The organism is Nostoc sp., assembly GCF_036919895.1.
Lineage (GTDB): Bacteria > Cyanobacteriota > Cyanobacteriia > Cyanobacteriales > Nostocaceae > Nostoc.
Genome location: NZ_JBALBW010000039.1, coordinates 1 through 13307, shown reverse-complemented (window position 1 = coordinate 13307; position 13307 = coordinate 1). Strand labels below are relative to the sequence as shown.

The window sequence follows — 13307 nt, the reverse complement described above, 5'->3', positions numbered from 1 at the left end:
TGGGCATCTTGCCCGCCCGTAGTCAAAGGCGGGCAAGATGCCCACCCCACAATAAGTAGTTGAGTATTTTTTTATTTGAAAGCCCCTTATGCTTTTATTAATAAAACGCATGAGTTTGTTAATGAAACGCATGAGTTTATTAATGAAACGCATGAGTTTATCAATGAAACGCATGAGTTTATCAATGAAACGCATGAGTTTATCAATGAAACGCATGAGTTTATCAATGAAACGCATGAGTTTATTAATGAAACGCATGAGTTTATACTTAAAGCCAGTAGGGTGCGTTACGGCTTCAGCCTAACGCACCGCCAAACACTCAAAAATAGAAAGACTGTACACAACGCAGTGTGTAAAAAAAGCAATAAAATATTTAAATATCTAAAAAACTCAGTTATATCTAAATTTTTGAACTTAATTGCGAAATTTAGAACTAAAACGGTGTGTTAATAGTAAATAAGATACACATATTCAAGGGCAGGATATGATACTTGAGACTGCGGCGATCGCAATTGGCACTATAATAGCCACCAAAGCCTTAGAAAAAACCACCGAAAAGGTAACAGAAGTTTTATTAGATAAGACTGGTCAGTTTCTCGTCACCCTCAAAAAACACTCTCCTGATACTGTAGCTGCTATAGAGAAAGCACCAGACCAACCACTCGATTATGGTAAAGCTGTACTTGAGGTGCAATCTGCGGCTGAAGCTAATCCTGAAGTGGCTCAAGCTGTAGAGGAATTGGCATTATTAACAGAAAATAATCCACCCTCAAACTGGGCTGAAATTCTGAGAGAGATAAAAGCATCTGTGGAGAAATCTCAACAACCATACCCTTCAACTTTTATCCAAAACATCGAAAAAGCGATTAATGCGGCTCAAACCCAAACCATTGACCAAAGAGGTAGTACTTTTAATATTTGAGTGGAGTCGTCTGACGGGGAACGGACAAAGTTAACTCCCACAAAATCTATTCCTTATCGCGGTTCCGTTAATTTCGTCGGGCGAGAAACCGAACTGACAATGGTGCATGAAGACTTGCAGCGCGGAAATTATGTAGCAATAGCGGGAATGGGTGGCGTGGGTAAAACTGAATTAGCTACCCAATACGCCAGACGATACAAACAAGATTATGGGGGAATTGCTTGGTTTAACGACAGAGAAAGCAATCTCGCCGCCGAAGTTTTAGAGTTTTTTTCATTGCAGTTCGGTTTGGAGATTCCCCAAGAATCAGGAGGAAAATTTTTAAGCCTTAAACAACAAGTCGCCTGGTGTTGGTCTAGATATCCTAAGTCTACCTTGCCGATTTTAATCGTCTTCGATGACGTAACTGATTTAGACAACCTCCGCCAAGTCGTACCCAAGGATAACCGCTTCAGAGTCTTAATTACTACTCGACTGCGGGATTTAGACTCAAATTTTATTCAAGAGATAGCCTTAGATGTTCTCTCGCCCCAAAAAGAACCAGGTAAAGCCTTAGAACTGTTAAAACGACTGTTGAGGAAAACAGATAGGCGAGTTGAAAATCAACCACAAGCTGCAATAGCAATATGTGAATGTCTAGAATATTTGCCCTTGGGCATAGAGTTAGTGGGAGGCTATTTAGTACGCGACCCGGACATATCTTTAGATATCATGTTTGGGCGATTGCAAGAACGTAAATTAGCAGAAACAGCTTTACAAGACCGGGAAACTCTGAACTCAACTCAACTAGGAGTCAAAGCCGCCTTTGCTTTAACTTGGTCAGAACTCGACCCACTGGCGCAACAACTAGGAATATTTTTGAGTTTATTTTCTCCTGTACAGATTCTTTGGGATTTAGTTCTTTGGGTGGCGACAGGTGGAGGGGAAACAGAAAATCAGGAACAAAAACAGCTAACTTGGTCAGAAGAAGAATTAAACGCAGCTAAAAAGCAACTCTACGGGTGCAACTTGCTGCAACTCTTAGAAGAAAGAGCAGGATGTTATAAAATTCATGCCTTAGTGCGGTGGTTTTTGCAAGGGCAGTTAGCCGATGCTGGCGAGATGGAATTAGTTTTGGAAACAACCTTTGCTACTGCGATGATAGGCTTTGCCCAAATCCTTCCTGGTTCACCAACTTCTGAGCAGATTGAAAGCATCAGAGATATCATTCTCCATCTCGAAGACCTGGGTAAACGTATAATTGCAGAGATAAAAAAACCAACAGAGGCAGAGATAATTTCTTTACCATCAGTTCCCAGCGATGAAGTAATTAGGATATTTGTAGGGATAAAAAGATTTTACGAAGGACAAGGACTATATAAATTAGCAGAACCTTGGACTGAAGAATGCGTAAATGTTTGCCAGTCCTTGTTTGCTGGGGAGCATCCCGATGTAGCTTCTAGCTTGAATAATTTAGCTTTGCTCTACCATAGCCAAGGACGGTACAACGATGCCGAACCTTTGTACATTGAAACCTTGGCAATGAGAAAGCGCCTGTTTGCTGGGGAGCATCCCGATGTAGCTTCTAGCTTGAACAATTTAGCTGGTCTCTACCATAGCCAAGGACGGTACAGCGATGCCAAACCTCTGTACATTGAAGCCCTGGCAATGACAAAGCGCCTGTTTGCTGGGGAGCATCCCGATGTAGCTTCTAGCTTGAACAATTTAGCTGGTCTCTACAATAGCCAAGGACGGTACAGCGATGCCGAACCTCTGTACATTGAAGCCCTGGCAATGAGAGAGTGCCTGTTTGCTGGGGAGCATCCCAATCTAGCTTCTAGCTTGAACAATTTAGCTTCCCTCTACAAAAGCCAAGGACGGTACAGCGATGCCGAACCTTTGTACATTGAAGCCCTGGCAATGACAAAACGCTTGTTTGCTGGGGAGCATCCCGATGTAGCTACTAGCTTGAACAATTTAGCTTTGCTCTACAAAAGCCAAGGACGGTACAGCGATGCCGAACCTCTGTACATTGAAGCCCTGGCAATGTGCGAACGGTTGTTTGATGGGGAGCATCCCAATGTAGCCTCTAGCTTGAACAATTTAGCTGGTCTCTACCATAGCAAAGGACGGTACAGCGATGCCGAACCTCTGTACATTGAAGCCCTAGCAATGAGAAAGCGCCTGTTTGCTGGGGAGCATCCCAATGTAGCTACTAGCTTGAACAATTTAGCTTTCCTCTACAATAGCCAAGGACGGTACAGCGATGCCGAACCTCTGTTCATTGAAGCCCTGGTAATGTGCCAACGGGTGTTAGGCGTTAATCATCCCAATACAGCGACAGTTCGAGAAAATCTAGCAATCCTGCAACGCCAGTCTAATCCCCCCGCTATTTAGAAAGGTCGATTAAGTCACTTTATGCAAATATTAAAGGCGATATTAATTTTACCCTTTTCCCTGCTGTGGCGATTTATTAAAAAATTAATTCGTAATTAAAATATTGGTTTTGTGCAATTGAGAGTGGAGAAAACAATTAGTTGAGTGGAATTATTAGATTCTGCTGATGCACTACAAAAATTAAAATATACAGCACAAACAGAAGACTGGGTAATTGGTGTAGTGAATGCTGACGGCGAAAAATGCGTTGGCAAAGCCTACACGAAGTGCGATCGCTGTTGGAATTACTCTACTCATGTAGGAGAATCAGCAGAACATCCCTTAATTTGCGATCGGTGCGTTGCAGCCTTAGCCGGAGAGTTCTAGTAAATATACGTTAATTCGCCGAACTTCTCCCTATTTTTAACTAAATTTCAAGTCTTTCCCTCTCCAAATCGGAGAGGGATTGTTTTACGTAGTAAAACGAGGGAGAAGTTTTTTGAGTCAGCGGTTGAAATAGATATTTTGCGTAATACACATTATAGTCTTTTTGTCCAGTACGTAAGTCCTAGGGGTAATATAATTTGGAACAAAAAAATCGAGTATTTTTACTGAAGATGGCTACGTGTTTTAACTGTATCTTCTTTAAGGAAAGGGGAACTGCTAAATTATTAAGAAAATACAAAGGTATGGATTAATACGTAGAATTTAGACTAAAACATCCATTAACTCAAAATTCAAGGGAGAAAAAGATATGTCAGATACAGTTGCTAAAGAGTTGGCAGATTTTTTGCTGCAAATAGAACAGCGATCGCAGTTTCATGCAGGCTACCCATATAATTTAAGTTGTGATTACAGTGCGATCGGCAAATTTTTCAATCATCTGTTAAATAATGCTGGAGATCCATATATTGAACCAGACTTTGGTCTTCATTCTCGTAAGTTTGAGCAAGAAGTATTAGCTTTTTTTGCTCACCTTTATAAAATTCCAGAAAGTCAGTTTTGGGGTTATGTTACTGCTGGCGGGACTGAAGGTAATTTATATGGAATGTTCTTAGCAAGAGAAATCTACCCGAATGGGATTCTTTACTCATCACAAGACTCTCACTACTCAATTCCCAAAGCCGCGAAATTATTCCGCATTCAACATAATGTTGTTAATTCGCAAGCTAATGGAGAAATGAATTATGACCATTTTGAACAACTTCTTAGCGAAAATCGTAATTATCCAGCTATCATAAATTTAAATATTGGGACTACTGTCAAAGGTGCAATTGATAACTTAGACAAAGTTCTAGAAATTTTAGATCGCAATCAGATTAAAGATTACTATATTCATTGTGATGCCGCACTTTCAGGATTAATATTACCGTTTTTAGATGGCGCTCCGCAAGTTAATTTTCAAAAGCCTATAGACAGTGTAGCTATTTCTGCTAAATTTATTGGTTCTCCATTACCTTGTGGTGTAGTTTTAACAAAGAAGAAATGGGTAGAAAAAGTTGAAACAGAAATTGAATATATTGGTTCAAAAGATACAACAATTCTGGGTTCTAGAAACGGTCATACTCCCCTAATTCTCTGGTATGCAGTGCAAACCAGAGGTTATGATGGATTAGCTAGAGAAGCAAATACTTGTATTAACAATGCCCAATACCTTTTCCAACAACTTCAAATCAGAGAATATCCATGTATGTTAAATGATTTTTCCAACACCGTGGTGTTTCAAAAGCCTTGTCAAAAGTTAATCAAAAAGTGGCAATTAGCCGTGTTTGAAAATTGGGCACATATTATAGTCATGCAGAATATTAATCGGGATAAAATAGATAGTTTTATTAGTGAACTTTTGCTAGAAGAAGGGTTAATTAATAATGTAGAAAATTTTAATTTACAGACAGTCTGACACTCATATAGACTATCAGGTAGAATTAATTTCCCAATTTTACAATGTGTTTCTTCAAACGAGATTTTATCTATCTAAAAAGTTTTTGTAACACAAATTAGCAGCGAGTAATTTTTCTACTTCTGCACCTTCCATAGGTGGCAAGAAAAAATATCCTTGTCCATAATCACATTGTAATGTCTTCAGTTGTGCTAGCTGTTCTATAGTTTCTATTCCTTCTGCTGTTACAGACATATTTAGATTATGAGCTAATGTCACAATCGCTCTTACAATTTCTAAATTTTCTCCTTGGCTACCGATGTTAGTCACAAAAGAACGGTCAATCTTAAGAGTTTTGATTGGTAGGCGGTGTAGATAACTCAGGGATGAATAACCAGTCCCAAAATCATCCATGTGCATCTCGACATTTAGCTCTGTTAACTGAGAAAGCACGGTGTTAGCTAATTCAAAATTATCCATCAACAGGGTTTCAGTAATCTCTAACTTCAAACAGCACGGTTCAAGTCCAGTTTCTTGCAAAATATGTTTAACTTGTTTAAACACATCGGGTTGCGTAATTTGTTTCCCAGAAAAATTTACGCTAATTGTCAAGGGTAGTGAGCTAGGAAATTGTTGATGCCATCTATGCATTTGCTGACAGGCTTCAAAAAGTACCCATTCCCCGATACTAACAATCATTCCAGTTTCTTCGGCCAGGGGAATAAAATCTTGAGGCGAAATAAAACCTCGTTCTGGATGATACCAACGGATCAGCGCCTCAAATCCAATAATTTTACCAGTTGTTAGTGAAATAATTGGCTGGTAATCAAGCCGAAATCCTTCTTGCTTGAGCAGCGCATTTCGCAGAGCAGTTTCTAACTCTAATAGTAAAGATGCAGTCTCGTGCATCTTTTGGTCAAAGACCTCATAGCGTGCCTTACCAAGTGATTTTGCACGATACATTGCCACATCGGCATCGCGGAGAATATGCGCTGATTGTTTATAATCTGGTTTACTTAAAGCGATGCCAATACTAGCATTAGTAAATACCAGATGCTCATTTAATTGAAATGGCAAAGCTAGTATCTTTTTAATTCGCTCGGCTACCTGTATGGCGATATTGATATCCTCAATTTCTTCAATTAAGATTGTGAACTCATCGCCGCCAAAACGAGCAACTATGTCTCCACCTCGCAGAACTGAGTTTAAGCGATGAGAAATTGCAATCAAAAGTTTATTTCCCATTAGATGTCCCAAGCTATCATTGACAACTTTAAAGCGGTCTAGGTCTAAAAATAGCACGGCAAATAAATAATTACTTTGCTGTTGAGTACGTTCTATTGCTTGCTGCACTCGCTCCATAAATAATCTTTGGTTAGGTAATCCAGTTAGCCCATCATGGAGACTATTGTGTAGTAATTGCTCTTGTGCTTGTTGCCGCTTAATAATATCTTGTTGAAGTTGTTGATTTACTCTAATAAGTTCAATAGTGCGTTCTAGAACAAGTCGCTCAAGCTGATAACGATATTGGATTAATTCTTCTTCTTCTAATTTTCGCTTAGTGATATCACGAATAATAACAACATACTCTTTTACTTGGGAATTGAATGGCTGTGAAATAGTTGATTCAACAATTCGTAGACATTGATTTACTCTTAATGTTTGCTCGCTCCTAATAGACCACTGTTTTGGTTTGCCACGATAGCATCTTAATAGTTTATTCAATTTTTTTCCAAGCAACTGCTCAAAACTCATTTGAAATAATTCTTCAGCGGCAGCATTTGTTTGACAAATCGTACCATTTTCATCTAAGACTAAAACACTATCTGGAATGGTATCGAGAGTAGTAATAAATAGGTTTCTTGCTTGTTTACGTGCCTCGTCGATAGCAACAATTTGTGGTAGAGTTGTCCAGCAAGCGATCGCTACCCCCATAAAAGAAAGCGTCACTAACAAAATAGCTAGTAAAGAGTTTTGAGGATTAGTAGAAACTCTGTCTAGTAAATCGCGGATGACCCAGCTACTTGTGGTAGTAATACAAATTAATGATACTAAGACAATTACCTGTAGTACCACAAAATCTGAGTTGTTCTTGCTAGACCTAGTGTAGTAACGCTGTGTCCACCATTCCGGGTGTAATGGTGCAAATCTTAAGCGACTTAAAGCTACATCTCCTATCATCAGAACAATGGGTAATAGTAATCCCACTGAAAAATCTCTCCAATTCCAAGCCAAACCTCCCACTATTAGAACTACTGTTTCTAGAAAGAAAAAACTAAGTGACCACCAAGGACATAAGACCTGTGGTTCGCCCCGACACAGCCATAATCCCAGATGTAGTCCCATAATGGACATGAGATAACAAGTACCTGCGACTGTGACAAGTTGAGATACATTTCCTAAATTGAGACAAAGCAAACTGATTAGAAAGGTAACTAAAATAGCAGGCGCAAGGACACCTTGAGGAGAAACCAATGCAAATATGGGAGAAAGCTGTCTATCTAAGGCAAGTTGATATAGTATCCGAGGAGAGTTGGAGACTGCCGTAGCAGAACTTAGAAGGCAAGATACAGTAATCAGAAGTGTTACTAGAAAGGGAGCATATTCACCCCAGAAAGGTTTAGAAGCCGCTACTAGATTTAAGAATGTATCGTCACCTATTGTTGGATTGGGAGTCGAACACATTAATACCCAAGAACCACCTAAAAATACTGGAGGAATTAGCCAAGCAGCTACGGTCAAGAACTTTAAAGTTTTATACGGATGGTGGCTATCAGCAACAAAAGAAGAAGTGGTTTCACAAGCATAAATTGAATAGCTAGCTAGAAAAAACCACTTTGCCCATTCTTCAAAGCTCAGGGTATGTGTACTAGTTGGGATAAGTTTAAAACTAGCAGTTGAGAAGCCTAACCATAGGACACCTTGAATAGAAAACAAAAGCAGTAATAAAATCGCTGGGAATACAAAAAATAAATGCAGGAGTGCTAAAGCACGGCTACCACTGAATGCCACAATAAAAGGAATTGCTGTAAATACAACTTTTAATAAAGTTTCTGGACAAGAAAGACCTAATGTTTCAAAATTGACTTTAATTAGGTCTGTGAGAATAATCGCGTATAGTGCTGGTGCTGCTGCCCAGCTAAAAAAGTATCCTAATGCTACGTAACGACCTAAGCCAGGAAAATTTTTTAATAGCCTTGTAGTATAGTTTGGTGTCCCTCCAGCGACATCTGGCCAGCGTCTACCTAGACTTTGTACCTGCAAGTTCAATAAAAAGGAAACGATCGCCCCAACAAACCAAACTAAGATTGCTTTAGACCCTAACGCTGCATGAATAATGGGAGCAGTACCAATCCATCCCACATGACCCGTTAAGCCAAAGCCCCAGGTTTCGAGATAACTCAGAGTCCGTGGTAGTCGGATCGCCAAATTCTGATTTTTCTCTGCCTGTATAGAATTGTTAGTAAGCATTGTTTCTTAGCGAGATTTACTGACCTTTTCACTCAATAGCCGAATCTCGCTGTATATAGCTTCCGTATAACTGCTGAACTTATAAGAAAAGATAACTTACTTGTAGCAATACTATCTGATTTATGACAATTCGCACTGTCTAGATCCCCCACTTTTTTAAGGAGTCGGGGATCTAACTTTTCACGAATGATTTAGGATTGCTATATTACCCTGATTAATTGACTGGCTAGGTCTTTATAGCTTTTGCAACAACTCCTGAGTTAACTGAGAAAACGCTTTTGAACCAGCTGATTGGGGAGCAGTTAAAACAGCTGGCATAAAACTATCAACAGCCTTAGCAACATTGACATCAACAGGTATTTGTACTTTACAAATTTTATCTACCCCGAAATCTTCCACAACGCGGTGCATCACTTGTTTATAGTATCTACCAGTGAGCAGGTTAGCGCTGGACATGCTGAATACAATTCCCAGCATTTTTATATCTATTTTGCTTTCATGTCCATGACTGTCTTTCAATTGGGCAATGCGTCTTTCTAGCAGTTGAATCCCCACTACAGATAAAGGTTCTGGTTTTGCCGGAAGGATGTAGAAATCGCTGGCAGCTAAAGCGCTACGAGTCAATAAATTATAGCCGGGGGCACAATCGAGAAGGATAAAATCATATTCTTGACGGACTGGTTTTAGAATGTTATTAATCAAGACTCTTTCAAAGCGATTCCAAATCGTTTCAAAGTCCTGTTCACCTAATGCGGTTGCTTGTTTATGTAGCATTTCTGAAACAACGAATTCATCATACAAATCGATATCTCCTGGTAATAAATCCAGTCCGGGAAGATTACAAACCTGAGATTGAATGATATCTTGAATTGTTAGTTTTGCCTGTGGATCTGGATTGATTACTTCATCGATCAGATACCTAAATGTCTTGCTTTGTTTACGACGCTTGGCAAAATCTAAAGGCGACATCAAACTGAGTGTGGCGCTAATTTGGCTATCTAAATCAAGGACAAGCACCCGCTTGCCATAATTTTTAGCTAAACAGGTAGCTAAGTTTACGGTGAGGGTGGTTTTACCAACGCCACCTTTCATATTTGCAGTAGCAATTACATATCCCATTGGTTGAGTCCTCTGTTGACGCATTCACATCTAGGTAGCGTACACCTCTCTCGATTTATTAAATCTTCCATTAAATTTAATATTTTCGGAAACTCAACGAAGATGAAGGGAGCAGGGGGAAATGACTACTTCTTCGTGCCGTGGGTGGATTTACCTGCTGCTGTACTAGTTAAATTTCTGCCACTTTAGTTGAAAGCTAGATAACATTAGATTCGGCGTGTTTACTGTTCGAGAGTGCCAAAATGTCTAAGCAACTGGGTCAAAAAATTGCACCTACACCGATATCAAATGATATTAATGTAGTGGATTTGATCGATCAATACTTCACCGCTTACAACTCAGCGCGGTTGCGGGAAATCTGCCAACTTCTGAGTCGTGATGTGCTGACGGAAGGTGTCACGGTGGGAGTTAGCCTTTCCGGTGCGATGACACCAGCAGGATTTGGGGTTTCAGCGCTTGCACCCTTAATTCGCAACGGTTTTATTGACTGGATGATTAGCACTGGTGCAAATCTTTACCACGATATGCACTATGGTTTGGGTTTTGAACTTTTTGCTGGTAATCCGTTTTTGGATGATGTGAAGCTCCGCCAGGAAGGGACTATTCGCATTTATGACATCATCTTTGGTTACGATGTGCTACTAGAAACTGATGCGTTCATCCGCAAGATTTTGCAAGGGGAAGCGTTTCAGAAGCGGATGGGAACTGCTGAGTTTCACCATTTACTAGGTAAGTATGTTCGGGAAGTAGAAAAGCAGTTGGGTGTGCAGCATTCCTGCTTGCTTGCTACAGCTTATGAGTATGGCGTGCCTATATATACATCTTCTCCAGGAGATAGCTCTATTGGGATGAATGTGGCGGCTTTGGCTTTGGAAGGTTCGCAGTTAGTGATAGATCCATCAATTGACGTAAATGAAACGGCTGCGATCGCATATAATGCCCGTGAGTCAGGTGGTAAAAGTGCGGCGGTAATTCTCGGTGGCGGTAGTCCTAAGAACTTTTTACTCCAAACTCAACCGCAACTTCACGAAGTATTAGGGCTAGAAGAACGAGGACACGATTACTTTATCCAGTTTACCGATGCACGTCCAGATACAGGCGGTTTGTCTGGAGCAACCCCATCGGAAGCTGTTAGTTGGGGTAAGATTGACCCGGAAGAGTTACCTAACACAATTGTTTGTTATACCGATAGCACGATCGCTCTACCACTAGTAACAGCATACGTCTTGAATAAGTGCCAGCCTCGTCCCCTCAAGCGGGTGTACGACAAGCGAGAAGCTATTTTCGATAAACTCCAAAAAGACTATCTAGCAGCCAAAAACCAACCATCAGATCGGATTCCCGCAGCAGCGGCTGATAGTGCTTCACAGCAAACAGCGACTTATCCCTGTGGTCGGCTGATTCCAAATGCTCATTAGGGAGTAGAGGGGCAGGGGGGCAGGGGAGCAGGGGAGTAGGGGAGTAGGGGAGCAGGGGAGCAGAGGAGAAATAACTAATGCCTCATGCCCCATGCTCCATGCCCCTCATCCTTTTTGTCCAATCATAAAGATAAGTTGTCATTTTCCTTTGCCTTTAACTTCGATTTCGCCCCGCTTTTCAAATAAAAATTCATTACGCAAAAACTTATAAGTATCTTCTGTAACCTGAATTTTACCAACAATACCTTGGGATTCCATGCAGCTAGCGATGTTTACGGTATCTCCACAAAGATCGTAAGTAAATTTGTTGAGGTCAATTACTCCCGCCACTACAGAACCGCTATGAATGCCGATACGGAGGTTGAGGTTTTGGTTATTCTCAGTATTAAATAGAGCGATCGCAGTTTGCATCTGGAGTGCCATTTTAGCGATCGCTTGAGCATGATCTGGGCGGCGTGTAGGTAAGCCACCAAGTACCATATAAGCATCGCCAATTGTCTTGATTCTCTCTAAACCATATCTTTTGGTGACGCGATCGAAAGTTGAGAAAATCGAATTGAGTAAGCTTACCACTTGAATTGCACTCATAGAAGCAGCTATTTCGGTAAAGCCGACGATATCTGCAAATAAAACTGTAACATCAGCAAAGTCTTCAGCAATGTTAGCTGATTCTGCTTTCAGTTCCTTGGAGATTGGGGTTGGCAAAATATTCAGCAATAAACGTTCCGTTTCTTCCTGCTGATGACGCAGCGCTTGTTCTGCTGCTAGTCGCTGGGTGACATTGCAAAATATGCCACGAACCGTAACCGGATGACCTTCGGCAAATTCACATAGATCCATATTATCAACAAAATGATTTCTTTGTTGATGTCCAGATAAATTCTCTGCCTAAATACGCTGTTAAATGTTGATTATATGGTTCAAAATAATTTGTCAAGTATTGATATATATGCTCATTAGCAACAGGATAATTTCCAACATTGTATTTACAGTATTGGGAAAGCTGATAGTAGGGAAGCCCTAAAAATGCAAAGGTTTGGTTAACTGTAGATTCGGGGTTTTTATAAAAACTTTCACTTTCTAGGATAAGAAATTGTTCTATAGGAAAGTACTTTCTCCAATTTTGAAGCTGCTCTATATAGATACCACGAGATAAATAAGTATAACGTTGATGATTAAAACTGTAATAGTCAGGATTGCTGATAATTTTCTCAGTTTCACCAGTAAGTCTTGTTAATTCAGCAGCAAAGGCTTCCTTTAAACAGAGAGTCTCAATTTTACAGCGAACTTCGTGATAGTAGTGAGAAATTGCTCTATCAACAGGGTTTCTTAAAAGAACAATGATTTTTATATGTGGATAGTGCTGTTTAATACGTTCGGGAACCAGGGGATGAAAGATATAGTAGGGGCTAGCTTCTCCAGTCAAAAACTCAGTAGAGTTTTTAGAGGCAAACTGAGCTTCATACCAGTCAATACCTTTTTGGTATTGGAAATCAAAAAAGTGAATTTCCTTTTGACTAGATGGGACAATTTGAGGGTGCTGAATTAGATAGTTATAAAGAGAAGTTGTGCCACCTTTTTGAGTTCCGATAATGATGAAGTTTGGTTGAGTAAATATCATATAGCAATACTAAATCATTAGTGAAAAAATGGAGATTTTATGTAAAGCTGGCTGGATCACTAAATTGTAAGCTAAAAATCAAAGTTTAGATTGGCAATCGCTTGTTTGACATAGTTTTATTTATATGCTTATAAGATAAGATCGCTGTATAAGTCAAGTAGTTGTCAAGGTAACGCGGTTTCAACTTTGCCCTTGTGTTTTTCCAAGTTATTAAAAGCGTGTTGTGCAGGATCGTAATCTTGTAAAATCTCCCGTGCAACACTGATTTCTGTAAGACTTAATTGAGCATCCATCATTTATCCTCATTTGTCATTCTCCACCGTCTCCCTCATCTCCCTCATTCTCCACTAAGCTGTTACGCAGCTTATTTGTATAATATAAAATTAAGTGCCTAGCTATGAACAGGGACATATGCCAGCAAAAAACTATCTATCTCAAGAGCAGAAAGAAAGACTACTAAAAACTCTAAGAGAGCATGAAAATCCCTATGTAAGAGAAAAAATACTTATATTATTGTTGATG

Annotated in this window: 10 protein-coding genes and 1 pseudogene; 5 read left to right on the top strand and 6 right to left on the bottom strand. The window is 39.9% G+C overall.

Going from position 1 to position 13307, the window contains the following annotated elements; genetic code table 11:
* Positions 1-237 (bottom strand): hypothetical protein (locus tag V7K55_RS07585; RefSeq protein ID WP_334829780.1); only part of this gene is annotated, 237 nt, incomplete at its 3' end.
* A gap of 247 nt (positions 238-484) precedes the next feature.
* Here V7K55_RS07585 and V7K55_RS07580 point away from each other — a divergent pair.
* The 4 genes and pseudogenes from V7K55_RS07580 to V7K55_RS07565 all read left to right on the top strand — a co-directional run bounded on the left by V7K55_RS07580 (position 485) and on the right by V7K55_RS07565 (position 5177).
* Positions 485-922, top strand: coding sequence for a hypothetical protein (locus V7K55_RS07580; RefSeq protein ID WP_334829778.1), 438 nt, complete (start codon positions 485-487; stop codon positions 920-922).
* Positions 923-1021: 99 nt separating this feature from the next.
* The gene (locus tag V7K55_RS07575) at positions 1022-3298 is read left to right on the top strand and encodes a tetratricopeptide repeat protein (protein WP_442949073.1); all 2277 of its coding nucleotides are present in this window, start codon (positions 1022-1024) and stop codon (positions 3296-3298) included.
* A gap of 144 nt (positions 3299-3442) precedes the next feature.
* A pseudogene (locus V7K55_RS07570) lies at positions 3443-3664 on the top strand (zinc finger domain-containing protein); the annotation flags it as partial.
* Between the two features lie 367 nt (positions 3665-4031).
* Positions 4032-5177, top strand: a complete 1146-nt coding sequence (locus V7K55_RS07565) for a histidine decarboxylase (protein WP_334829774.1) — start codon at positions 4032-4034, stop codon at positions 5175-5177.
* Between the two features lie 66 nt (positions 5178-5243).
* Here V7K55_RS07565 and V7K55_RS07560 read toward each other — a convergent pair whose 3' ends face one another.
* Both V7K55_RS07560 and V7K55_RS07555 read right to left on the bottom strand, forming a co-directional pair.
* Positions 5244-8627, bottom strand: a complete 3384-nt coding sequence (locus V7K55_RS07560; RefSeq protein ID WP_334829772.1) for an EAL domain-containing protein — start codon at positions 8625-8627, stop codon at positions 5244-5246.
* A gap of 234 nt (positions 8628-8861) precedes the next feature.
* The gene (locus V7K55_RS07555; protein ID WP_334829770.1) at positions 8862-9746 is read right to left on the bottom strand and encodes a ParA family protein; all 885 of its coding nucleotides are present in this window, start codon (positions 9744-9746) and stop codon (positions 8862-8864) included.
* Between the two features lie 242 nt (positions 9747-9988).
* Here V7K55_RS07555 and V7K55_RS07550 point away from each other — a divergent pair, with 242 nt between their 5' ends.
* Positions 9989-11164, top strand: a complete 1176-nt coding sequence (locus V7K55_RS07550) for a homospermidine biosynthesis protein (RefSeq protein WP_334829768.1) — start codon at positions 9989-9991, stop codon at positions 11162-11164.
* Positions 11165-11302: 138 nt separating this feature from the next.
* On the opposite strand, the gene V7K55_RS07545 is transcribed toward V7K55_RS07550, so the two are convergent.
* From V7K55_RS07545 to V7K55_RS07535, 3 genes are all read right to left on the bottom strand, one after another.
* On the bottom strand, positions 11303-12004 hold the full coding sequence (locus tag V7K55_RS07545) for an adenylate/guanylate cyclase domain-containing protein (RefSeq protein ID WP_334829765.1): 702 nt from the start codon (positions 12002-12004) through the stop codon (positions 11303-11305).
* Positions 12005-12008: 4 nt separating this feature from the next.
* The gene (locus V7K55_RS07540; RefSeq protein ID WP_334829763.1) at positions 12009-12785 is read right to left on the bottom strand and encodes a sulfotransferase domain-containing protein; all 777 of its coding nucleotides are present in this window, start codon (positions 12783-12785) and stop codon (positions 12009-12011) included.
* A 164-nt stretch (positions 12786-12949) separates the two neighbouring features.
* A complete protein-coding gene (locus V7K55_RS07535) occupies positions 12950-13081 on the bottom strand; it encodes a hypothetical protein (RefSeq protein ID WP_334829761.1) in 132 nt (43 codons plus the stop codon).
* Between the last annotated feature and the right edge of the window lie 226 nt (positions 13082-13307).

Bases quoted from the DNA above. Each gene is read 5' to 3' on its own strand.
- V7K55_RS07575 (WP_442949073.1), top strand. From the start codon at position 1,022: ATGGTGCATGAAGACTTGCAGCGCGGAAATTATGTAGCAATAGCGGGA.
- V7K55_RS07555 (WP_334829770.1), bottom strand. From the start codon at position 9,746: ATGGGATATGTAATTGCTACTGCAAATATGAAAGGTGGCGTTGGTAAA.
- V7K55_RS07545 (WP_334829765.1), bottom strand. From the start codon at position 12,004: ATGGATCTATGTGAATTTGCCGAAGGTCATCCGGTTACGGTTCGTGGC.
- V7K55_RS07540 (WP_334829763.1), bottom strand. From the start codon at position 12,785: ATGATATTTACTCAACCAAACTTCATCATTATCGGAACTCAAAAAGGT.
- V7K55_RS07550 (WP_334829768.1), top strand. From the start codon at position 9,989: ATGTCTAAGCAACTGGGTCAAAAAATTGCACCTACACCGATATCAAAT.
- V7K55_RS07535 (WP_334829761.1), bottom strand. From the start codon at position 13,081: ATGATGGATGCTCAATTAAGTCTTACAGAAATCAGTGTTGCACGGGAG.
- V7K55_RS07560 (WP_334829772.1), bottom strand. From the start codon at position 8,627: ATGCTTACTAACAATTCTATACAGGCAGAGAAAAATCAGAATTTGGCG.
- V7K55_RS07580 (WP_334829778.1), top strand. From the start codon at position 485: ATGATACTTGAGACTGCGGCGATCGCAATTGGCACTATAATAGCCACC.
- V7K55_RS07565 (WP_334829774.1), top strand. From the start codon at position 4,032: ATGTCAGATACAGTTGCTAAAGAGTTGGCAGATTTTTTGCTGCAAATA.